A 23,232-nucleotide genomic window follows, 5' to 3' on the forward strand; every position below is an offset into this window, starting at 1 on the left:
TCGGGGAGCTTCAGCGAGCGATAGACGCGCGAAGTGGCCAAGAGCCCCGCATGAGACGAAGCGGTCTCGTCGAGCGGCTTGGGATCGATGGCGAACGGCGACTTGGCTTGGACGGGCAAGCGAGCTGGCATGCGCAAGAAATACATGATGTATATAACATTGCAAGAGAACAATTCACATCTGATGCGTCTTGAAGCGGTTTTTTTGAATCGCTACCGAATTACCCGTGGATCAGGGGCTGTGAATCAGGAATTGAGAATCGTTCTCTCCTGCCCTACGTTGTCGGTCAAATGCCGACTGGGACATGAAAACCGACTTCAGGAAACGAGTTTGGGGGACCACGTTGGTGGCGCTGGTTCTTAACACGAGGATTGCGACCGCGGCGGAGCCTGACCCTTCCGCCACGCCGGTCGGGATTTGGAAATGGGGTTGGAGCACTCCGGCGGGGCAGGTCGTGGACATGACTCTGCGCGTTCGCGCTGACGGGACCAATTACAGCGGCTATATCCTGGGCCGAAACAACAAGCAGATTCCGATTCAGAAGTTCAGTTTTACTCCGCCGAATCTGGCTTTCGAAGTACCGCGAGAGGTTCACGGACACAAGTCGATGGCGCGTTATCAAGGCGAGCTCAAGGAACATCGACTGGCGGGGCGCATGGAATTCGAGCGGGACGGCGAGCCACGGCAGAGGGAGTGGAACGCGAGCCGCAATCCGGAATCCTTGAAACCGCGGCAGCCGGGTTTGCGCGGCCTGTGGCGGTATCAAGTCAAGGCCGGCGATGGCGATGCCCTCGAACTCACCGTTCGCTTCCGGTTTGAAAACGGCAAGTTGCTTGGCTACAATCGCGTGTTTGACGATGAAGTTCCGGTGACCGATCTGGAAAGCAAGGAAGGCGAGATCAAGTTCAATGTCGCTCGCGAGTGGGATGGAAAAAAATTCACGGCCCGATACCGAGGCAAGGCCATGGGTGACTTGATCAAAGGGACCATCGAATCGGACTTCACGGGCACGATGCAGACTTACGACTGGGTGGCTTGGCGGGACTAGTCGCCTTCCTCCTCCATCATGATTTCTCATCCCTCCCACTCGACCGGATGGGGGCGATTTTTTTCAGGTTGGGGAAACCGTGGCGCCAGAGGGCGCGGCAGGCTCAGGATGGGAGGGGCGATCGTGTGGAGGGCGGTGTTCATGGTTTGGCCTGTCGTGATTTTTGCGGCGGATCGAGTCAAGGAGATCGAGCCTTCCAAAGCCGAAATTGATTTTTCGAGAAGAACGTTCGCCCGATTTTGATCGAGCATTGTTACTCCTGTCACAGCCGGGAAGCGGACAAGGTCAAGGGAGGGTTCGCTCTCGATTCACGGGAGGGCCTGTTGAAAGGGGGAGAGGGCGGAGGAGTGGTGGTGCCGGGCAAACCCGACTCCAGCCGGCTGGTGCAAGCGATCCGGCATACGGACGCGGAGTTCAAGATGCCGCCGAAGGACCCGCTCCGTGCCGATCAGATTGCGTTGATTGAACAGTGGGTGGTCTCGGGCGCGGCCTACCCCAAGTCGCGAGGCGGCGCGGCCGGTTCGAGCGGCAATTCCCTCGCCGAAAGCCGCAAGCAGTGGCCTTTCACGCGTGTGCAAGCACCCCCTGAACCCAAGGTTCGCGCCCAAAACTGGCCTCGACAGGGTTTGGATCGATTCATCCTTGCGAAGTTGGAGTCGATGGGACTGCGTCCCGCCCCTCAGGCGGGCGGAATCGATCTCCTTCGGCGCCTCTCGTTCGATCTGACGGGCTTGCCTCCCTCGACCGAAGCGATCGTCTCCTTCGGGAATGGAGCGCCCGCGCGCGAAAAGATCGAGTCGCTGGTGGATGGCTTGCTGGATTCGCCCCGGTTTGGAGAAAAATGGGGGCGTCATTGGCTCGATATCGCGCGCTATTCAGATTCCAACGGACTTGAAGCCAACCTTGAGTATCAAGAGGCGTGGCGTTACCGGGACTATGTGATTGGCGCCTTCAACCGCGACAAGCCGTATGACGTGTTCATTCGGGAGCAACTCGCGGGCGATCTCTTGCAACCCGAGAGTCTCGAAGCACAACTCGAGGCTTTGACCGCCACCGGATTTTTGTCGCTTGGCCCCAAGACTCTGAATGAGGAGCCGGAGAAAATGCGACTGGACGTCGCGGATGAACAAATCGACGTCACGATGCGGGGATTCCAGGGGTTGACCGTGAGTTGCGCCCGCTGCCACGATCACAAATTCGATCCCATTTCTCTTCGGGATTATTACGCGCTGGCGGGCATCTTCACGAGCACGGCTTCGCTCCGGACGGGCGCCGAGGCGGCCGCCCCTGGACCCCTTCGAACGCCCTGGATGGAACGTCCGCTGGAATCGAAGGAAAAGCAGGAAGCCTACGAGAAGCATCAGCGCGAAGTGGCCGAGCTTTCCACGCGGGTTCGGTCCGCGATGCAGCTCAAGAAGACGCTTCCCGGTGGCGTCAGCAGCAATCAACTGGGGGGCATCCTGGTGGACAACACCCAGGCGGTTGCCACGGGTACCTGGCGCTCCTCGACCGGCTCGACCAACCGCTTCATTCAAAGCGACTACTTGCAGGATAGCGACCGGGAAAAGGGAAAGAAGAGCCTCCGTTTTCAACCGGTGCTGCCCGCGGCGGGGCGCTATGAAGTCCGCTTTGCTTATCCGCCGTCATGGAACCGTGCCACCAACGTGCCCGTGCGGGTGGAGCATAAGTCGGGGGTGGCGAATCTGATTTTGGACCAGCGCCAGGAGCCCCCGATCGACCGGTTGTTCGTTTCGCTTGGGGAGTTTGAGTTTGAGGCTGGCACGAATGGGGCTGTGGTCGTTTCGAACGCGGGCACACGCGGGTCTGTCGTGGCGGACGCTGTGCAGTTTCTTTCTCTGGAAGCTGCGGTTCCCGCAATGACCTCGGTGAAGCCGGCTGCGGGGACGGATGCTCAGAACATGATGGCCACTCCCGGGACGGATCCATTCACCATGCAGGAGAAGTTGTTCGAACTGCAGGATCAGGCGCCTCCTCGTCCCGCGATGACCATGGCGGTGGCCGAAGGCCGGGTGGCGCACACCCCAGTGCGGCTGCGCGGTGATGTGAAAAGGCCTGGTGAAGTGGCGCCCCGGGCTATTCCCCCGATTCTGGTGCCCGCCGGACTGCAGGCGCCCGCGATTCCCGAGCAGGAAAGCGGCCGCCGCCAGTTGGCGGATTGGCTGGGCTCGACCCAGAATCCTCTGACGGCTCGCGTCGCGGTCAACCGCGTGTGGATGCATCTTTTCGGCAAGCCGCTGGCGGGCACACCGGATAATTTTGGAGTGTTGGGGGAACGGCCCTCACAACCCGAGCTGCTGGATCATCTTGCCGCCCGTTTCATGGCGCTTGGGTGGTCTCACAAGAAGCTGATTCGAGAGATCGTTTTGAGCAGCGCTTATCAGCAATCCACGGTCGCGGGCGCGGAAACGTTGGCGAAGGATCCCGACAATCAATGGTTTTCGCGCATGCCGGTGCGCCGTCTGCCAGCCGAGTCGATTCGGGACGCCATGTTGCACGCCAGTGGCAAACTTGATTTGCAGATGGGCGGGCCTTCGCTGACCGCGGCTCCGGCGGGAGCAGTGCCGCGGCCCGCGGGCGTGATGGGACCTGCGGAAGCGGCTTTTCGCCGGAGCGTCTATCTTCCCGTGCGGCGCAACAATCTCGACGACCTGATGCAAAGTTTCGATTTCGCGGATCCCCACGCCCTCGCCGCTAAGCGCAATCAGACCTCCGCGCCCACCCAGGCACTCTACATGCTCAACAGCGATCTTGTGCACGAGCAATCACAAGCGCTGTCGGAGTCCCTCGCTGCCTTGCCCTCCGACTCGGCCCGGCTGGAACAGCTCTTTCTGAGGACCTTATCCCGTTCTCCCGATGCGGACGAGAAGTCGCGTTCGCTCGACTTCGTGGCGAGATTCAAGCCCGGACCGGTCCGTCCGGGTGAGACGGCGGGTCCGGCGGAGAGGGAAGCGTGGCGGGCACTTGCTCACGTCCTCTTTGCAACCACCGAATTCCGGTTTCTGAACTGACCGACCTTGTTGATGAACATCGCCGACGATTCTCACGATGGGAGCCCGCCGTTTCCACCAGCCTCATCCGCCTCGGACACGGCCGGCGAGAGAGTGGCTGGCAGGGGGAATGAAGAAAGCCGTATCCATTCGGCATACGCGAGCGTGAACAGGCCGGTGGCCTTGACCCGGCGCGAGTTGTTGAAGCGCTGCGGGTGTGGATTCGGTTATCTTGCGCTCGCCGATTTGCTTCATGCTGCGACGGCAGTTTCGGGCGGCGCGACTCAGCCTCTGGCGCCGCGGGCCACTCATCACCCTGCGAAGGCCAAGCGAATCATTTTTCTTTTCATGCACGGGGGGCCGTCCCAAGTCGACACGTTCGATCCCAAGCCGAAATTGAAGGAGCATGACGGCAAGGGCATGCCCGTGAGCGCGGAAGGCGCGGCACCCGCGCCCGGCAAGCTGCTGGCTTCGCCTTGGGAGTTCGCCCGGCATGGCCAGAGCGGATTGGAAATCAGCTCGGTCTTTCCCGAATTGGCCAGGCATTGCGCGGACGACCTCTGTGTGATTCGCAGCATGCACACGGAGGAACCTGATCATGGCCAGGCGGTGCTCAAGCTCCACACCGGACACGGCACCCTGGTGCGGCCGAGCATGGGATCCTGGATTGTTTATGGGTTGGGCACTCTGAATCAGAGTTTGCCGGGATTCATCACCCTTTGTCCTTCGAGCATCACGGGGGGGCCTCAGAATTACGGCAGTTCGTTCCTGCCCGCCGTGTATCAGGGAACGGCCATCGGGCAGGCTGGGCAGCCTGTTCGCAACGCGCGCTTGCCGCTTTCGAGCCAGCGCGAGCAACTCGATTTGATCCAATCCTTCAACAAAGCGCATGCCGCGAGAGTCCATCGGGATCCTCAACTCGAAGGGGTGATCGAGTCCTACGAACTCGCCTTCAAAATGCAGACGGAGGCGCCGGAGTTGACCGATCTTTCTGAGGAGTCGGACGAGACCAAGGCGCTTTATGGCATTGATCAACCCGCCACGGACGATTTCGGGAGGCAATGCCTGCTCGCGCGGCGATTCGTGGAGCGGGGGGTGCGCTTCATTCAAGTGAGCCACAGTTTCAAGTGGGACCAGCACGCCAATTTGAAGCGCGATTTGGAACGGAACGCGGGGGAAGTCGATCGTCCGATCGCCGCCCTGCTTCAAGATCTGAAACGGCGGGACTTGCTCAAGGACACCCTGGTGCTTTGGGGCGGGGAGTTTGGGCGGACGCCCACCATTCAGGCCGGCGCGGACGGCCGCGACCATAATCCCGGGGGATTCTCCGTGTGGATTGCCGGAGGAGGCGTGCGGGGCGGGATGGCCTACGGTTCAACTGACGACTACGGACGCCTGGCGGTGGACAAGAAGGTTCACGTGCATGATTTGCACGCCACCCTTCTGCATCTGCTCGGGATGGACCACACCCGATTGACTTACCGTTACGCGGGCAGGGACTTCAGGCTCACGGACGTGGCCGGCAATGTCGTGCGCGACATCATCGCCTAGCCTCCTGGATGCCGGCCAGGCTGGAGCGTGGAACCCAGCCCGTGCGCTGGCCGTTGTCGGTCACTTGCACCCAATCGCCTTTGACGCCGGAGCGCAAGACTTCCGTGCCGTCTTTCATCGAGAAGGCCGTTTGGGATTCCTCCAGCGGTCCGAACTTGGCGTGCAGGACGGTTTGTCCGGTGGCGGAGAGTTCCACGACATAACGTTCCGTGCTCCGATGCGCGTGCCACCACGCCGCAAGCGCACCCCCGGCGAGCAAGGCGGACAAGACGGAGGCCACCCCATAGGGGCGCAAGGCGCTGGTCCAGCCCGGTTTGATTTTCAAGGCGATCAGGATGATGAGCGAGGTCCAGACGCTCAACGCGAAGAGGGCGGCCCATTCGTCGGCGCGAAGTCTTGAAACGACTTCTTCCAGCAGGTTGGCAAGCGGCGGCTGGGTCAATCCCGAGCGGTCCCGGGCGAACTGAAGATTGGCGCGAATGTCCGGATCGCGCGGGGCCTGCAAAACGGCGCGCCGGTAATGCAAGATCGCGCGTCCCGTTCGGCCTGCTTTGTACCATGCGTTCCCAGCGTTGAAGAACACGGCCACCGAGCCTTTGCCCTGCGCGATCAGCGCTTCGTAGGCCCGGGCGGCTTCCAGGAACTCCTGCTTTTCGTAGAGTTGATTCGCGCTGTCAAAGCTGACGACCAGGGCGGAAGGTTCGTGGGTGGCGGGAGGAGTCCCCGCGCCCCAGGCGCACCAGCCGGTCAACTCGGCGAAGAGACACCAAACCCAAAGCTTCCTCATGACTTAGCCCGGAAATTTCATGCTTGTTTCGCGACTGGGAATTTCCGGGCTAAGGAAACCGCGCCCTTGTCGCACGAAAACGCATCCTGGAGGCGTGGTCTGAGGAAGAATTCCTTCCAACTGGGTGTGGAATGGGGATGGCATCAGTTTGTTGAACGGGGAGCGCGGTTCGATCTAACCCGCATTGTTGAATCTCGGTGGGGAGCGTTTTCCAACCCAGTCGAATGTGAAACATGCGGGTTAGAGCCTGGTTCCCAATCAGCCAACGCTCCCAACCCGAGTTCGAGCCGGTCCAGCCATGACCTGAGTTCGGAGGCGCTCTGGACCGGGGCGAACCGCGCTTGATCGCAAGCTTGCAGCAACGCTCGAAGGTCGGCGCATAATTCCATGGGTGCGCCCAACTTTTCCAGATGCTCCTCGATCACCGACTCGGTGATGGAGGCAGCGGGAAGGTCCAGCTTTTGCCCCAGCCGATCTTGAAGCAATCGAAAGGCGCCGGCAAAGAATGCCTGGGAATCCGAGCGGTCCGCATCCTGTCTGAGGACGGCCATGCCTTCGGCCTCGCGGCGGTCCACTTCCATGCGGCGACGCAATCGCGGATCGCGCTCGATCCGGTCATTCTGGCTCTTCCAAATGGCTGCGCCAATCCATCCCAGCAAGGGCAAAACGGTCAGCAGCCAGTAAAGAGGACGCTCAATCCACGGGGTGGAGATCGCCGCCAAGGTTCCCGGGTGGGGTTTGATGTGAACGATGTCGCGTCGAGCCGAGTCCGGCTGCGTTCCGGCGGGCGAAGTGGCCAGCACCGTCGGCTGGGCTGAGGCCGCGCTTCCGCCCGACACTTGCAGCGGGATGGCTGGATGGGATAGGGTTCGATACGTTCTCGCCTCGGGATCGAAGTAACTGAAGTCGATGGCGGGAAGCTGCCGGACGGAGGTGGACTCCGGGATGAGGACCTGCTCGAAGGTTTTGGTTCCTTGGATCCCCAACTCGTCTCCCGTCTCCACTTTGCTGGTGGGCGGATAGACTTTGAAATCGCTCCATTCTTGGCCGCTGGTCGCGGGCATGGCTAGGGCGTCGAATCCGCCCTTGCCGCTGATCTGAACGCGGAGGGTGAGGGGATCGCCGGCGGCGAGGGAAGTGGGTGCGGCGTTGACCTGCAGGCCAAACTGGCCGACCGCTCCCGAGAAGTGGGCCGGCCTGCCTTCGGTTGGGAGGGGTAGGATCTTGAGCTTGACCTCGTCGCTTTTGAGCGTCATCCGCCGCCATTCGATGCCGGTTCCGAAAAGGGAGGAGAACAGGTCACCGCCGAATTCGTCGCGCGTGCGCCGGCGTTGCTGCGGGATCCCGATGGTGGCGGAGATCTCGGCCGGCCCCAGGGTTAAGCTGCCCTCTCGCGCGGCGGCGGCGGTGGCCTTGAAATTGTAAAGCCGGTAGCCCTTTCTGCCCAACTGCACGCTTTGTTCCCTGGGTTTGGGCATCTTGCCGAACGTGAAGCCGTCGCCCTTCAGTTGCGGCATGTGGATTTCTTGCGCATTCTGAAAATACAACCTGATTTCCACGGGAAACATTTCCCCCACATAGAACGTGTTGGTCGGGGTCATGAGCCGGACGAACGCCAGTTGCTTGATGGGGTCATTCTGGACCGGTTGGCTGGATTCCTTGACGACGGTCAGTTTGAGGGGTTGGGTGGAGAAAGATTGCCCCCCCACGCTCGCGGTCAGGGAAGGAATCGTGAATTCTCCTTCGCGCAGCGGCGTGACCAGATAGTTGAAGACCAGCGTGTCTTTGCGCCTCCCGTTGTAGAAGCCCAAGTTGCGGCTCTGGCCGCCAAAGGAAATCTGCAAACCCTCCGGCAGACTGAAGTTGGGGACCGCCTGGACCTGGATGTCTTCGAAGGACAACGAGAGGGTGACGGATTCCCCCACGAACGTGGTCGATTCATCCAAGGTGGCGGTGAACGAGGCTCCTCTGGCGAGAAGGCCCAATCCCAACCCGAGGCAGAGGATGGAGATCAACCGCGTCATCGCTCTTACCAATCCTTGAGGATCCGCACCCTTTGTTTCGACGACTTCGGCGGCACGAAGATCATCGCGCGTTCCTCGCCTTTTTGGGCATCCAAAATTTTCGCCGCCTGATCGGGAGTCATCTGGCCTTGCTGAGCCGCAGTCGAGGATCCTTGTTGAGCGGGCGATCCTTCGGACCCTTCCTGCTGCGCCGAGTCCGAGGATTTGTTTTGATCCTTGGATTCCTTGGCATTCTTCTCCGAAGGTTCGGGCTCTTTAGGGTCCTTCTGAGGTTGTTGTTCCTGTTGGCCCTTCTTCTCGTCCTCGGGTTCGCCCTCTTCGCCCTTCGACCTGGAATCTTTCTTCGAATCCTGCTCTCGATCCGATTGATCCGGCTGTCCTTGGTCTTGTTTGGACCTCTCCTCGCCTTCCTTGGAGTCGGGTTTGTCGTCGTCCTCCCGTTCGTCCTTGCTGTCTTGTTTTTGGGAATCGTCCTTCTTCTTTTCCATCTGTTTCTTGAGCTCTTCGATTCGATTCCTGATGTAATTCAGATTGTGAGCGGCGTCCGCATCGGCAGGCTTGAGTTTGAGGGCGCTTTCGAACCTTGATTGGGCACTCTCCCATTGCTTGAGTTTCTCCTGGGCGTCCGTGGATTGTTCGCCGCCTTGGAACAGCGCGTGACCGAGGTTGTAATAGGAGCGTTGTTGAAGTTCGAGATCGGGAGTGGCGAGGCTGGCTTCCAGATGGCCGGCCGCCTGCTCGAGTTGGCCTGAGGCGAGGGCGGACGTGCCGGCGTTGAAGCGAAGTTTCGCGTCGTCGGGTTTGGCTTGGGCGAGTTTGTCCCACTTCTGCGCGGATTCCTTGTATCGACCCGCCTCGAAATCTTGTTTCGCTGAAGAGGTGGACGCCTGGACGACGGGAAGGCCTGTCAGCAAGAGCAGGATGGCGATCGCGGTGCCCGACCCTTGTCCCCAGGGCAACGAACTCGTTGCCGGCGTGTTCGGCGCGGCGGGCGGTCGTTTGCGGTCTGGAATAAACAACTCGATCATCAGCAGGAGAATGCCCAGGCCCAGGGGCCAGGCAAAGCGCTCGTGATATTTTTTCAGCAATTTGGAATCGGATTCCGATTTTGGCAAGGGCGCCAGCCCCTGCTCGTAGAGCGTGGCCATGGTTTTGGTCCCCTTCAAGGGAAGGTAGAACCCACTGGTCAAGGTCGCCAATTCCTGCAAAAGGGGCTCGTTCAGGCGAGATTTGACCACGTTTCCAGAACCATCCTTCAAGAAGTCGGACACGCCCTTTTCGTCCCGGACCTTGAGGATTTCTCCTGACGCCGTTCCCACGCCCACGGTGAAGATTTTCAACCCTTCCTTGGCCGCGGCGCGAGCCGCCTCGACCGCTCCGGCTTCGTGGTCTTCACCGTCGGTGAAAATCACCAGGATCTTGTGGTTGTCTTTTTCGTCCTTGAACGCGGTGAGGGCGGTCTTGATGGCGCCCGCCAGATCGGTGCCGCCCTGCGGAATGATGCTGGTATCCAGGACCTGGACCGATTGCCGGAACGCGTCCTCGTCCAGGGTGAGCGGGCATTGGAGAAAAGAGGAACCCGCGAACGCCACCAACCCGAGCCGGTCGTTTCGAGCCAGTTTCAGCAAATCCATCGCCTCCAGTTTGGATCGTTCAAGCCGGTTGGGGGCGAGGTCGGTGGCGAGCATGCTGCGGGAGGTGTCGATGGCCACCACGATGTCCAAACCGCGTTGCCGGGCTTCCTCCCATTCGAATCCGTAGCGAGGTCCGGCCAGGGCCAGAAAAAGCAGTGCCACGGCGCCGACGAGCAGTCCGGCGCGAATCTTTTGGCGTGCTGGAGAGACACCGACGGTGAGTTGCGCCAGCAGCCGGGATTGCACGAATTGGCGCATCAAGGCCTGGCGTGTTCTCCAGGCCCAGATCAGGAAGAGCGCCACCGCAGGCACCGCGATGGCCATCAGCCAGAGAATGTGAGGATGGGCGAAGGTCATGGCAGCCGCCTCCACACGCTATGCGCGAGAATCATTTCCAGCAACAGCAGCGCCAGCCCCGGAAGGACGAACCAGGGATAAAGTTCCTCATAGCGGAGGAATCGTTTCACTTCCACCTCGGTCGTTTCAAGTTTGTCGATTTCGTCGTAAATCGATCGCAATGTGTCCGTGCTGTCCGCCCGGTAATAACGACCTCCGGTGTTCGCGGCGATTTTCTTCAGCGTTTCCTCGTCGATTTCGACGGGAACCGGCACGTAGCGCTTGGTGCCGAACATGTCGGTCTGCGGGAAGGGGGCGGTTCCGCGTGTGCCCACGCCTATGGCATAGACTTTGACCCCCAACGCTTGGGCCGTTTCCGCGGCCGTCAGCGGCGGCACCTTGCCCGCGTTGTTGACGCCGTCCGTCATCAACACGACGATCTTGCTCTTGCTCTGCAGATCCCGCAGCCGGTTGACGGCGGCGACGAGCGCGCTCCCGATCGCCGTGCCATCGTCGATCTGGCCCAAATCGAGCCGCTCCAGATTCTGCGCCAGGAAGGTGTGGTCCAAGGTCAACGGGGCCGCGATGTAAGCGCGTCCGCTAAAGGCCACCAGACCGATGCGATCATTCTCGCGGCGTTGGATGAATTTCAAAAGAACGTCCTTGGCGATGACCAGCCGGTTGACCCGCTCGCCTTGCAGTTGAAAATCCTCCGCCGCCATGCTGCCGGAAATATCCAGGGCCACGACGATATCGATGCCGCTCGCTCGAATCTTCGATTCGCCAAAGGTCCATTGGGGACGGGCGAGTCCCGCGATCAAGGCGGCCAGCGCCAGCCAGCGCAAACGGACCAGCCAGGCGCCCACACTTGAACGAGTGATCCCGGCGATGCCCTTGACGAGCTGCACCGAGGAGTAAAGGAACGCCGCTTCGCGACCCACCCGCCCGCGCAACCAGGCAAGGAGGGGAATCAACAGCAACAACAACAGCCACCAGGGCTGGGCAAAGCGGATCATGACGGCCCTCCTCCAGCCGGGGCGCGGGGCACATCCGCGGCGCCCGCAAACGCCGCCGTTTCATCGACCAGCCGAAGCGCCGAGTTTTGCAACGCTTCCAAATCCTGGAGGGACGGTTCGTCGCGAGCGAATTTCACCAGGTCACATCGTTCCAGGAACTCGGCCAGGGCGCGCTTTTGTTCCCGGCTCAATTGGGCCGAGGCCTGCAGTTCATCGAGGAATTCCTCGGTCGTCCTTTCCGGAGCGCGCAAGCGCAGGCTTTCCTCCAGGTAGAGCCTCAAGGCGTCCGAGACCGCGATGCAAAACGGCTTCGGTTGTTCGATCCAGGCGCGCGCCTGGAGGATGCGTTCGCGCGCCCGCACATGCGCGGGCACGGGCGGCACCGGGGGAGGAGGCGATTCAACCCGTCGCTTCCTCCGTTTGAGCATGGCCCAGACCAACCCCGCCAGCACGAGCGCCAGAACCAGCCATCCCAGCCACGCCCAGGACATGCCTGTGTCGACAAGCCCTCGCGGTGGACGCAATCCTTCCACGGCTTGGTTGGTTCCCCGAGGCGGAACGATGACGACGTTGGATGGGGATGGTTGACTCACCGCCTCGCCTCCTTATCCGCGTTGCCGTCGCTTCTCGCGCAAATCGAAGAAGCGCGCCAGCTCGAGCTCGTAGGGCCGGTCGGTGCGCACTTGCACGAAATCCACGCGCGCCGAACGAAGCAGCTTGGTCAGTTCGGCCTGGGACCTGTCCCGCCGCTCCATGAAAGCCTGCCGCTTGCGCGGATCGCCGGTGTCCACTTCCACCACCTCGCCGGTTTCCGCGTCTTTCAGGATCAGTCGGCCCAGCGCCGGCAGTTCGTGTTCGAAGCGGTCCAGGGTTTGAATGGCGACCACGTCGTGGCGGCGATTGGCCTGCCGCAGGGCCGTGAAGGACGCTTGCGCGAGGGTGCTCGACAACACCGACTTGCGCCGCAGATGCGCTTCCATGCGCGAACGGTTGGGGGCGGACTCGCCCAAGAAATCGGAAAGCAGGATGGCGATGGCCCGGTGGCGGGTCACCCGGGAAAGAAACTCCAGCGCGGAGTTCATGTCCGTACCCCGCCTTTTCGGTTCAAAACAAAGAATGTCGCGAATGACCCGGAGCACGTGTCGGCGCCCTTTCCGCGGCGGAATGAACTGCTCGACTTCCTCCGTGAACAGGATGAGGCCGACCTTGTCGTTGTTCCGGGTGGCGGAGAACGCCAGCACCGAGGCGATTTCGGCCGCGAGTTCGCGTTTAGACTGGCTCACGGAACCGAAGAGGCCGGACGCGCTCAAGTCCACGAGCAGCATGAGAGTCAGTTCCCGTTCCTCCGCGAATTTTTTGACGAACGGGTGGTTCATGCGGGCGGTGACGTTCCAATCGATGGTGCGCACGTCGTCGCCGGGCTGGTATTCGCGAACCTCGTCGAAGTTCATGCCCTGGCCCTTGAAGACGCTGTGATACTGGCCCGCCAGCGACTCGGTCACGAGCCGGTTGGTCTTCAGTTCAATCTGCCGGATTTTGCGCAGGAGTTCGCGGGGAATCATCGCTCAAGGAACAGGCAGTTCGTCCAGGATCTTCTGCACGATGGTCTCGCCGGTTTTCTCCTCGGCCTCCGCTTCGTAGGTGATGCTGACCCGGTGCCGCAGGACGTCCATGGCCACGCTCTTGATATCCTGCGGGGTGACATAGCCGCGGGCTTTGAGGAAGGCGTGCGCTTTGCCGGCCAGGGTCAGGGCGATGGTCGCGCGCGGTGAGGCGCCCATCTGGATCAATCCCTTCAAGTCGATCCGATAGGACTCCGGTTCGCGGGTGGCGCAAACTAAATCGACGATGTAGTCCTTCACTTTGTCGTCGATGTAAATGTCGTTGAGCACTTGCCGGGCATGCAAAATCTGAGCGGGCTCGATGATGCGGCGCGTGGAGGGCAGCCCCGAGGTCCTGGCCATCAAATCCAGGATCTGCCTCTCCTCGGCCCGGCTGGGATAACCGATGCGGAGTTTCAACATGAAACGATCGACCTGGGCTTCGGGCAGGGGATACGTGCCTTCTTGCTCGATGGGGTTTTGCGTCGCCAGAACCAGGAAAGGTTCTTCGAGCGGATACGTGGTTTCGCCCAAGGTGACCTGCTTTTCCTGCATGGCTTCCAGGAGCGCGCTCTGGACTTTGGCGGGCGCCCGATTGATTTCGTCCGCCAGCACGAAGTTCGCGAAGATCGGACCTTTCCGGGTGGTGAACCCGCCTGCCTGGGGTGTGTAGATTTGCGTGCCCAGGATGTCGGCCGGGAGCATATCCGGGGTGAACTGCAATCGGGAGAACTTGGCGTGGATGCAGCTCGCGAGCGATTTGACGGAAAGGGTTTTGGCGAGGCCGGGGACGCCCTCGAGCAGGACGTGTCCGTTGGACAAGAGCCCGATGAGCAAACGCTCGATCAAATACTTCTGTCCGATCACGACCTGGTTCAGTTCTGCCAGCAAAGGCTGCACGAAGGCGCTGGCGGTCTGCACTTCCGCGTTGATGGCGCTAATACCGGTATTCATGAGCGGCGGAATGTAATCGCACCTCCCGCGTTGTGCCAGCAAATGCTGTCCGGTCAGGAACGCTCCGGTGCATCCAGAGGTTTTCGGTGACCGGGTTGTCGTGGTAACGCAGACAGCCCTGTCTGCTGTGGCGCAGGCTGCCCAGCCTGCGGGGCGACGAAGGGAACCAGGCACGTGGAGAGCATGGAAGGGCCTCGTTCTTCACCCGCCGGGTCGACGGGCTGTCGGCGGTACGGCAGCCTGCGCCACACGACAGACAACTTCGGGTTGCACGGGGAACGCTCATGTGGGCGTCGGCCCAAAACCATGGATCGAGAATCCTTCATCCCCGCGCTGCTAACCAGTAGCGCATTGAGTTCATGGCAGGAGGAGCGCGCTCGTTTCAAGGCCCGGATTTTCCGTTGGTTCGCCTTTTCGGGGGGGGCTTCCTCGATCGCCACGATATGCAACGGGTCGATTCGCGTGACGGACTCGTCCTTGGAGATCACCAGTACCTGCCCCGGCGACACCGCCACGAAATCGGGATGGACCACGGAGACACGGGTGCCATCGCTGAGGCGGAAGACGAACGGGCTGGAATCACCGTTGACCCTCTGGCGAATCAAGTTTCTGTTCATGCTGCCAGTCTATTCGAGCGTCGATAACGAAAGTCAAACGGCAATCCGTCCGTTATTAAGCCACTCCTCATCCACCTGAAGTTCATGAACGAACCGAGGGCGCGGAAATCGTCCTCAAACCTTGAAGTGCGACGCCTCGTCGCCGCGCCGCAAGTCGGCGGACCAATGCCCGTCTATTCCCTGAGTCTGGAGTCCATGATGAGGGTGACGGGGCCGTCGTTGACGAGGTGGATCTTCATGTCCGCCCCGAACACGCCCGACTGAACCGGCCGGGCGCTTTCGCGGCCCAAGGCCTCCACGAATCGTTGGTAAAGGGGGAGGGCGAGGTCCGGATGCGCCGCCCGCGTGTAGGAAGGCCGGTTCCCTTTGTGTGTGCTGGCGTGGAGGGTGAATTGGCTGACCACCATCAACTCCCCGCTGACCTCCGCCACATTCAGATTCATCACGCCCTCCGCGTCGGGAAAAACACGCAGCCGCGCGATTTTCCCGCAGATCCAGGGGAGATCCGCTTCCGTGTCCCCCGTTTCAATTCCCACCAGGACGAGAAGACCGCGATCGATGCGGGCGTGGACCTTGCCGTCGATGAAGACGGAGGATTCGGACACCCGCTGGATCACAACGCGCATGTGGTTTGGGTAGAGTGACTTGGGCCGGCTGTCGAGCCTTGAATTCTGTGCCACTAAAGACTCATTGCTCCCCTAGCGTGGCTGGGAGATATTGGCACTGGATAGTGGCCGCCAATGTGGCATCCGTGCTGCTCGAAGTCTTTCTTTTCATGAAACCCTTCCTGTCTTGCTCGTTTCGGGGACTCCTCTTCGCCGCTCTCCTTTGCTCCGGTGCTCAAAGTTGGGCCCTGGATGCGCTGGATAATCTTCCGCCTAAAGTCGTGCTCAAGTCTCCGGTGGACGGATTGTCCTTGCGCTCGCCCTCCGTCCTGAAGCTTGGGGCGGACGCGAGTGATCCTGAGAACCGCTTGAAGGCCGTGGTCTTTTACATCAATGGAGAGCCGGTCGTTTCGGTTCCGGTGCTGCCGGACGACGCCCGCAAGACTTACTTCGAGACCTCCTGGAATGTGCGGTCCTTCACGACCTTCCCCGTCAAACTCATTGTCCATGCCGGCGCCATCGACCGGGAGGGCCGTCGCGGCACCAGTGAACCGGTCACGGTCACCTTGACCGGACCTAACTCCATTCCCTTGGTGAACTTGACCGCGCCGGACAAAGCGCTCTCCATCACCAGCCGCGAGTATCTATTGAAAGCAACCGCGACCGATCGCGAAGGGGTGGCGAGAGTGGAGTTTTTGGCTGGTGGAAAGGTCATTGGAACCGATGAGCGTGCGCCCTTCGAGTTCTTGTGGAAGGAAATCCCCGCCGGACGCCACGCGGTTCAAGCCCGGGCTGTCGATGCCGATGGAGCCAGCGCGACTTCACTTCCGGTGGTTTTGACCGTGAACGCAGGCAAAGCTCCCGTGGTCGCCGTGACCGCTCCTGTACCCGGGGAGCTTCTGTTGGCCGGGGATGGTTTGGTGGGACTGAGTGCTCGTGTTTCGGATCCCGACGGAACCATCGTGAAAGTGGAATTTCTCGTGGGCGATCAGGTGATATTGCCCCAGGCGAACCTCACCGTGAAGGACCAATACTCGGGGGCATTCCGGCCTGAGGCCGCGGGCCGCTACACGGTTCGGGTTCGAGCGATGGACAACCAGGGAAATACGAGTGTGTCGGAGGAAGTTCCCTTCGAAGTCTACTTCCCGGAGCGCCCGCCCGAACTCATCGTCAGCCTGGTCTCGCGCGAATCGGTCCTGCCGGGTCCGGACGGTGTGATTCAAGTTCGCTCGGACGGTCCAGCGGACTTGTTGTTCAACGTCTCCATTTCGGGGGCCGCGCGGGGAAGCTCAGTCAAACGGGTCGAGCTTCTTTTGAACGGGAAATCCGCCGCCGTGGTTGAGAATCCTCCATCTCAAACTCGAGTGCAATTGACGGCCAAAGGGGTCCCTTATGGACTTTACGAAGTGCTCGTCAAGTCCGTGGATTCGCGTGGCGTGGTGGGGATCGGAATGTTGCCCCGATCCGCGCGTATTCGGGTGGTTCCCCTGGTGGCATTCAGCCAGATTTCGGAAGTCTTGATCGAGCCGGCTTCGAATTCGCTTTTTCGATCGGAGACGATAGGCGGAGATGTGGTGATACGTTCGACGGCCTCGCCGGTGGCGGCGCTCCAGGTCGTTGAGTTGTACCTTGATGGTGAGAAGGCTCTGAACCTCAGTCCCGCCAAAGTGGTTGCATCCCGGTCCCGCGTTTGGTCGATACCGTTCGAGTTGAAGGGCCTGAGGAACGGCAGCCACACCTTGCATGCGGTGCTTCGAGGCGTTGAGGGAGGAGTGCTGTACTCTCGCCCGGTTTCGATCGTGGTCGTCGTTTTCGAGGGAGGACTTGTCACGCAGATCACCTCGCCGAAGCCGCGCACCACGGCGACGGTGGGAGAGACGATCGAGGTCGCGGCCACGGCCAAGCCTGCCGGGGAAGGGCGCCCCGCCGAAGTCGCGAGCGTTCAGTTCCTCCTCAAACGCTCCGGCCAAAAGGACGTGGTGTTGAAGACCGACACTCGCTCGCCCTATTCGACCACGTGGAAGCCGGAATCCGAAGGCGTTTACACCCTGCTCGCCATCGCCAGGACTCCGGGCGGGAAAGAGTATCCGTCCGCGCCGGTCACGGTGGACGTCAAACCGCAACCGATCAGCGCCGCCATTGCGCTGACCTCTCCCAAGAACGGAGCGAATTACTCCCTGGGCCAAGTCGTTCCGGTTGCTGCCAAAGTCGAGGTCAAGGGAGTGGAGGTGAAATCGGTTCAATTTCTGGCCCGTCTGGACGGAAAATCCGAGGAGTCACTCAAAGTCGATTCGACTTCACCTTACTCGGTGGAATGGAAACCCAAGGCGGCTGGAAAATACCGCCTTCGCGCGGTGCTCTCTCTGGCGAACGGCAAGACGGTGGAATCACCCGAAATTGCGATTGCGGTGGGCGACGGAAACAAGCCTCCGGCGGTGGAAATTCTGAGTCCCAAGTCAGGCGGAAAGTTCGAGCTGGGCGAACCCATTTCCTTCACGGTGAAGGCATCGGATCCCGACGGTTCAGTGGCAGAAGTGAGGTATTTCATCCAGGGCGAACTCGTCGCCGTCGTTCCGAAGGCTCCTTACTCTTTGTTGTGGAGTTTATCCCGGAAGGGCGAGCACAAGATCGTGGCCATGGCCGTGGATAACCGGGGAGCGAAAACGGAATCGGAGCCGGTGGTGGTGACGATGGTGGATCCGAACGAGGGCAATCGCCCGCCGAAGGTGGATATCGTTTCTCCGGCCTCCGGTTCGACGCACCCTGCCGGAACGGTGAAGGTGAAGGTGCAAGCGGCCGATGCGGACGGCTATATACCGAAGGTCGAACTCTGGCTCGACGGGAAACTGGCGGCCCAGGAAAGTCGCGTTTTTGTCACCAAGCCCCGGCCCGGTGAACTCGCCGAATTCGAGTTGTCCGTCATGATCACGGCTCCGGGCGCTCACGTTTTGTCGGCCAAAGCCTTCGACGATCGGGGCAGCTCGACGACCTCGTCCGCCATCACCCTCAATATCGGAAGCGTCACGGTGGTTCAGGTTGAAGCGTTGCAAGAGACGCTGCTCGAATCCGGGGAGCAGGGAGCGGGAGGGTTCAAGATTTCCCGTTCAGGAACGGGCAAGCTTCCCTTGGTCGTGCGATACACGATTCGAGGAACCGCCACGGCCGGCATCGATTTCAAAGCCGTTCCAGAGACGGCCAGCATCCCACCGGGCGAGTCCTCGGTGGTGGTGAAGATTGATCCCGTGCCCGACAAGGCACTTGAGGGCAAGGAGAGTGTGACTCTCTCGTTAATGCCCGGAACCTCCTCCGGATCCCCCGCGGTGGATTCCGCGTACCGCTTGGGAGAAAAGTCATCGGCGACGCTCTGGATTGTGGAGAATGGCGCCGACGCTGTGAAGCGCACCCTCGTCAATGTGTTTCCGGAACCGGAGGTGATCTCCATCCTGGGCGATCGGAGCGGACATTTTGTATTCACGCGATCCGGGGATTTAAGTGTGCCGGTGGATGTTCTCTACCAAGTGTCGGGCACCGCCGACCCAGGCGTGCATTACGAGAAACTGAGCGGCAAGATCACGTTCCCCAAAGGGGAGAGCAAGGTCCGGCAAAGCGTGGTGCCGAAGGGTGCCAGTTTCGGCCAGCTCTCGAGGTCCATCATCGTGACCCTCGAACCCGCGGTTTGCATCGAAATTTTCCCGCCGCCTCCGAGTTGCTATCTGATCGGGCCGGACGGCAAGGCCACCTTGCACGTGGTGGCACCGATCGCGATCGGTTCCACGATCGAGTCCGTGGATAGCGCGCCCCCCGGGATCCTTTCGCTCAAGCCGATCGGTCTGACGGGTTTGCTTGGATTGACCCCGGACGAGTTGTACCCGGTGAGCATCGCCCCTCAGAACTCGACCGAGTCCATCGTCACCTTTTATGGCGCGAGTTTTCGAACTTACCTCGTCGAATCCAGCGACGACGAGGGGCGCACTTGGCTGCCGGTAGCCGTGGTGAATTCCGGCACGGGCCTGTTCTTCTTGGATGTCCCGACCCCGACCCCATCCCGAGTTTATCGCGCGACCAGAATCCTTTAATCCTCCGGACCCAATTGATGCTCAAGTTACTCGCCGTTCCGCACACCGGCCCGGAGTAGTTTTCTTGCTGGAAACGGCAATGCAGCCGCGTCGAGACGCGAAAGGCGCGAACCGAAAGTCAAGGTGATGGCGACTCCGGGTCGCGTGCGCGCGCGGCTCATCAGGTCCAAGGACACAGACTCCCCGCCGGGTCGAACAAAGGAAGGCTGTTTTCCTGAACGCTTCCGAGAGACAGGTCCTGCATGCGCTGAGCCGCGGCGGCGGAGACCATCATCTCGTGGCAATGGAGCGTGTCCCGAATCCGGATGATCGTGGCTGTTTCCGAGGAAAAAGGAACGGCTGCGCGAAGGGCGATTTCCAGGGCTTCCCGATCGTTTTTGGCCACCACTGGAATCTTGCCCCTTTCGAGAAAGCCGCTGGTGACGATGTTGGCGTAGGTGGTGACGAAATCAATTTCGTCGAACAGTCCCTGCGTGATCACATCAGCCAATCCCAGCCCGGTAGCATTGCCGTGCGTGGCCTCGGTGAGCCGGCTCACCATGATGGAACGAATGCGCGGGGCTTCGGGTTCGACTTCTCCGCTGATTCGGATCCGTCCGATGATGTTCGTGTCCATGCCTGAACCGCTGATGTCCTTGCCCACGCGGTCCACGATCAGCACGTCCAGATCATCGAAGGGCAACCGGGGCATGTTGCCTCGCGCCAGCTCGAGCAGTTCGGATTCCCTCGAGCTGAATCGCCCGGCGGGCAGGACTTCGACGTGGGCCGTTTCGTCATAAGCGTTTTCCACGACCGCCAGCCCAGCCCAAAGTTTGCCCGTCCCGAGAATCTGCTGGAAGGCGTCGGGAATGAGTTCACGCAAGCCCCGCACACCGTGCCGGTGAACTTCGCTGGCTTGGTTCTTCTTCCCGAGACCGATGACGGCCATTTTGACCAGCCCGCTTTCCCATCGACCGTGAAAATCAGTATGAGGCTTGACCCGGTTGATCAGGACAATGCCATCCGCTTTCCATGCGGCGAGGTCGATGAACACCGCCGGAGCCCCGGGATGCTCCTGGAGCCGATGCGTGTCCATGGAGGAAATGACGGGACAACCCATCGTCTCGGGGGTGATGCCATAGGAGGCGAGGACTTGGGCCTGTCCTTCCGCGGTGGCGCCTCCGTGACTCCCCATGGCGGGAACGATGAAGGGCGAGTTTCCATTGGCTTTGAGGAAGTCAACCGTGGCTTTGACCATGGAGTCGAGTTGAGCGATGCCACGGCTTCCGACCGCAATCGCCACGGAGCCGCCGCGCGGAAGGGGTGGTTGAAGGTTGGACCATTCTCTTGCGACCGTCCCTTCGAGGTCCTGAAGCCGGGGACGAGGGAAAGACTGGGTCGCGCGAAACCATCGAAGTTCATCGAGAGGAAAAGGCGCGATGCTCACGGGCTCGATTGCTGCCAGAGAAGCGAGCGTCCGCCAAGCACAATGCGGGGGCAGGAAGAGGTTGGGAGGAGCGTGTCGTTGACGACGCCTTCAAATCGGTCCCGACCGCTGACCCTAGCCCGCATATTTCATGCACGGGAGGCCCGGTGAGGACACCGGGCCTACAATCACAGAGGCAGGCGCGATGGTAGGCCGCGTGCCCTCACGCGGCACACTGTCGCGGATTCAAGCTCAGTATGAATTATCCGGGCTAGGCGCATGAAGTCCCCACCGCTCCCGTTGGGGTGCTGGCTTTCGAGCTTTTCGAGTGTGGAATAGGGAAATTCCCTAGGCCGTTTCGGAGAACCGCTTAGCCAATCCTGGTTTTGGCCCCGATATTCAAGGAGCGGAGTTCCACCTAAATTGCTCTCGTTCGAAGCAAGATTCGTGGAACTCAAAAAGAGAAAGGTAGAGCAATGAATGGTCATGGCAAACTCATCGAGACCCTTTCCGAATCCTCCATTTACAAGGATTACGAACGGTCGTTCACGGAAACCACCGGCATGCCCGTCGCGTTGCGTCCCGTGGAAACGTGGCGGCTGCCATTGCATGGCAAACGAAAGGAGAATCCATTCTGTTCTCTGGTGGCCGAACGCAGCCGTTCGTGTGCCGAGTGCCTGCAGATGCAGGAGCGGTTGGCACGAGGCGCCTCCACCGGTGCCTGCTCGATGAACTGTGCCTACGGTCTGACGGAGTTGGCGGTTCCGGTCAAGCTGGGCGCGGAGACCATCGGTTTTCTCCAAACCGGAAAAGTCCTGAAGCAAAAGCCCACCGACGCCGCCTTTGACCGGGCGATGTCCAATGCCGAAGGTCTGGGAATCGAGCTCGAAAAGTCCCGCGCTCGCCAGGCCTATTTCAAATCCCCCATTGTAAACCCCAAGAAACTCGAATCGATTGCGGGATTGCTCTCGATCTTCGCCGATCATCTCTCGATGAAAAGCAATCAGATTGCGGTGCAACAGGCCAATGCCGAGCCTCCCGTGATTACCAAAGCCAAGCGATACATCGAAGAGCATCATGCCGAGGACCTTTCGCTTGGCCAAGTTGCGGCGGCGGTGCACACGAGCCTGTTCTACTTCTGCAAATTGTTTCGCAAGGCCACCGGGGTCAATTTTACGGAGTTTGTCTCGCGGGTTCGCATCGAGAAGGCAAAGAATCTTCTTTTGAACCCCAACTTGCGGGTCAGCAAGATTGCCTACGAAGTCGGATTTCAGTCTCTCACGCATTTCAACCGCGTCTTCAAGAAGCTCACAGGGGAATCACCGACGGAGTATCGAAACCGGCTGCCCAAGGCCGCTTGAAAAGGCACCGCCTCCTCCCAAGGGATGCGCGGGTGGATTTCGCTCTGGCGCGACGCAAGCGGTGGAGTAACATGAGGTCGTGCGCCGTCGAAACCCAGATCAGTTTCGTCCGCAGCCGCCCTCGCCGCCGGCGAACCTGAGCCTCGAGCATTCCCGGGAGCAGCTCATGGCCGCGGTCTGCGAGGTCGAATATCTGCGGCGATCTCTTGATGCTCACGCCATCGTGGCGGTGACGGATGCCCGGGGCCGTATCACCTACGTCAATGAGAAGTTTTGCGAGCTCTCGAAGTATTCGGAGTCGGAGTTGATGGGGCGGGATCATCGTGTCATCCATTCGGGGTTCCATTCCAAAGAGTTTTTTCGAAATTTGTGGGCTACCATTTCCCAGGGCAACGTTTGGAAAGGCGAGATTCGCAACCGCGCCAAGGACGGAAGTCACTACTGGGTCGCGACCACGATTTCCCCCTTCATGCTTCCGAGCGGAAAGCCTGGCCAGTACGTTTCCATTCGCACCGACATCACGGCGTTGAAGCGGCTCGAACACGAGCTCTTGAGCCTGAACGACCGGGTGCAAAGTCGAATCGGACGCGACCTGCACGACGGACTGGGCCAGCGATTGACCGCGTTGGAACTGTTTGCCCAGGGCTTGATGCAGGACGTTCGCTCCCGCGCTCCGGATTTGGAAGCTTCAGCCAAGTTGTTGTCCGTGCATCTGAGGGAAGCGGTGGCCCAAACCAGGTTGCTCTCGCACGGGTTGGCGCCGATTTCACTCGACGATCAAGGTTTGTTGGTTGCTTTGCGCGAGCTCGCGGAAGGCACCACCGCGCTCACCCGTGTTCGCTTCACCTTTGAGGGGGAATCCGCCCCCAAACTCGTCGGCGACACCGCCGCGACCCATCTCTACCGCATCGCGCAGGAAGCGGTGAACAATGCCTTGAAGCATGGGCATCCCTCCTGGATCAAGATTCGCCTTCGCTCTCTTGACTCGGGTTGGCTGCTGTCCGTGGAGGACAACGGAACGGGGTTCTCCACCCCTCACGAGACCGCACCGGGATTGGGGTTGCGCATGATGCGGTATCGGGCCTCTACCATGGGCGCTTCGCTCTCCTTTCAAAGCACTCCAGGCAAGGGAACCTGCGTCCAATGCCAGTGGACTCATTCCGTTTGAAACAACCCACCCCATCCTCCTCGCCCCGCCGATACGCCGCC

The 23,232-nt window shown here is 60.6% G+C and carries 17 protein-coding genes; 7 read left to right on the forward strand and 10 right to left on the reverse strand.

What is annotated here, in order from left to right:
• The first annotated feature begins 304 nt into the window (after positions 1-304).
• The 4 genes from FJ404_12855 to FJ404_12870 are packed head-to-tail and all read left to right on the forward strand — an operon-like array spanning position 305 to position 5,607.
• The gene (locus FJ404_12855; GenBank protein ID MBM3823754.1) at positions 305-1,048 is read left to right on the forward strand and encodes a hypothetical protein; all 744 of its coding nucleotides are present in this window, start codon (positions 305-307) and stop codon (positions 1,046-1,048) included.
• Positions 1,049-1,066: 18 nt separating this feature from the next.
• Complete coding sequence (locus tag FJ404_12860; protein MBM3823755.1) at positions 1,067-1,291, forward strand: hypothetical protein; 225 nt, start codon at positions 1,067-1,069, stop codon at positions 1,289-1,291.
• A complete protein-coding gene (locus FJ404_12865; GenBank protein ID MBM3823756.1) occupies positions 1,288-4,077 on the forward strand; it encodes a DUF1553 domain-containing protein in 2,790 nt (929 codons plus the stop codon). Before FJ404_12860 ends, FJ404_12865 begins: the two co-directional genes overlap by 4 nt.
• A gap of 12 nt (positions 4,078-4,089) precedes the next feature.
• A complete protein-coding gene (locus FJ404_12870; GenBank protein ID MBM3823757.1) occupies positions 4,090-5,607 on the forward strand; it encodes a DUF1501 domain-containing protein in 1,518 nt (505 codons plus the stop codon).
• Here the strand turns inward: FJ404_12870 and FJ404_12875 are convergent.
• The 9 genes from FJ404_12875 to FJ404_12915 form a co-directional block, all read right to left on the reverse strand.
• Positions 5,597-6,394 (reverse strand): hypothetical protein, encoded by a 798-nt coding sequence (locus FJ404_12875; GenBank protein ID MBM3823758.1) that lies wholly within the window; start codon positions 6,392-6,394, stop codon positions 5,597-5,599. The genes FJ404_12870 and FJ404_12875 overlap by 11 nt on opposite strands.
• 143 nt (positions 6,395-6,537) lie before the next feature.
• Positions 6,538-8,418: a protein BatD gene (locus FJ404_12880; protein ID MBM3823759.1), complete on the reverse strand. Its 1,881-nt coding sequence runs from the start codon at positions 8,416-8,418 to the stop codon at positions 6,538-6,540.
• 5 nt (positions 8,419-8,423) lie between these two features.
• Positions 8,424-10,409 carry a VWA domain-containing protein gene (locus FJ404_12885; GenBank protein MBM3823760.1) on the reverse strand — a complete coding sequence of 662 codons (1,986 nt, stop codon included), beginning with the start codon at positions 10,407-10,409 and terminating at the stop codon, positions 8,424-8,426.
• Positions 10,406-11,404 (reverse strand): VWA domain-containing protein, encoded by a 999-nt coding sequence (locus tag FJ404_12890; protein MBM3823761.1) that lies wholly within the window; start codon positions 11,402-11,404, stop codon positions 10,406-10,408. Before FJ404_12890 ends, FJ404_12885 begins: the two co-directional genes overlap by 4 nt.
• Positions 11,401-11,997, reverse strand: coding sequence for a hypothetical protein (locus FJ404_12895; GenBank protein MBM3823762.1), 597 nt, complete (start codon positions 11,995-11,997; stop codon positions 11,401-11,403). The genes FJ404_12890 and FJ404_12895 overlap by 4 nt, the downstream gene beginning before the upstream one ends.
• A 12-nt stretch (positions 11,998-12,009) precedes the next feature.
• Positions 12,010-12,966, reverse strand: a complete 957-nt coding sequence (locus FJ404_12900; GenBank protein MBM3823763.1) for a DUF58 domain-containing protein — start codon at positions 12,964-12,966, stop codon at positions 12,010-12,012.
• Between the two features lie 3 nt (positions 12,967-12,969).
• A complete protein-coding gene (locus FJ404_12905; GenBank protein MBM3823764.1) occupies positions 12,970-13,959 on the reverse strand; it encodes a MoxR family ATPase in 990 nt (329 codons plus the stop codon).
• 53 nt (positions 13,960-14,012) lie between these two features.
• Positions 14,013-14,576, reverse strand: coding sequence for a hypothetical protein (locus FJ404_12910; GenBank protein ID MBM3823765.1), 564 nt, complete (start codon positions 14,574-14,576; stop codon positions 14,013-14,015).
• A gap of 173 nt (positions 14,577-14,749) precedes the next feature.
• Positions 14,750-15,202, reverse strand: a complete 453-nt coding sequence (locus FJ404_12915) for a D-tyrosyl-tRNA(Tyr) deacylase (GenBank protein ID MBM3823766.1) — start codon at positions 15,200-15,202, stop codon at positions 14,750-14,752.
• 149 nt (positions 15,203-15,351) lie between these two features.
• On the opposite strand from FJ404_12915, the gene FJ404_12920 reads away from it, so the two are divergent.
• Positions 15,352-19,257, forward strand: a complete 3,906-nt coding sequence (locus FJ404_12920; GenBank protein ID MBM3823767.1) for a hypothetical protein — start codon at positions 15,352-15,354, stop codon at positions 19,255-19,257.
• Positions 19,258-19,417: 160 nt separating this feature from the next.
• Here the strand turns inward: FJ404_12920 and FJ404_12925 are convergent, their stop codons facing one another.
• The gene (locus FJ404_12925; GenBank protein ID MBM3823768.1) at positions 19,418-20,683 is read right to left on the reverse strand and encodes a DUF2088 domain-containing protein; all 1,266 of its coding nucleotides are present in this window, start codon (positions 20,681-20,683) and stop codon (positions 19,418-19,420) included.
• Positions 20,684-21,138: 455 nt separating this feature from the next.
• Here FJ404_12925 and FJ404_12930 point away from each other — a divergent pair, with 455 nt between their 5' ends.
• Positions 21,139-22,023: a helix-turn-helix domain-containing protein gene (locus tag FJ404_12930; protein ID MBM3823769.1), complete on the forward strand. Its 885-nt coding sequence runs from the start codon at positions 21,139-21,141 to the stop codon at positions 22,021-22,023.
• 166 nt (positions 22,024-22,189) lie between these two features.
• Entirely contained in the window at positions 22,190-23,191 is a 1,002-nt protein-coding gene (locus FJ404_12935) for a PAS domain S-box protein (GenBank protein ID MBM3823770.1), read from the forward strand.
• Positions 23,192-23,232: the final 41 nt, after the last annotated feature.

The organism is Verrucomicrobiota bacterium (genome assembly GCA_016871495.1).
Classification (GTDB): domain Bacteria; phylum Verrucomicrobiota; class Verrucomicrobiia; order Limisphaerales; family VHDF01; genus VHDF01.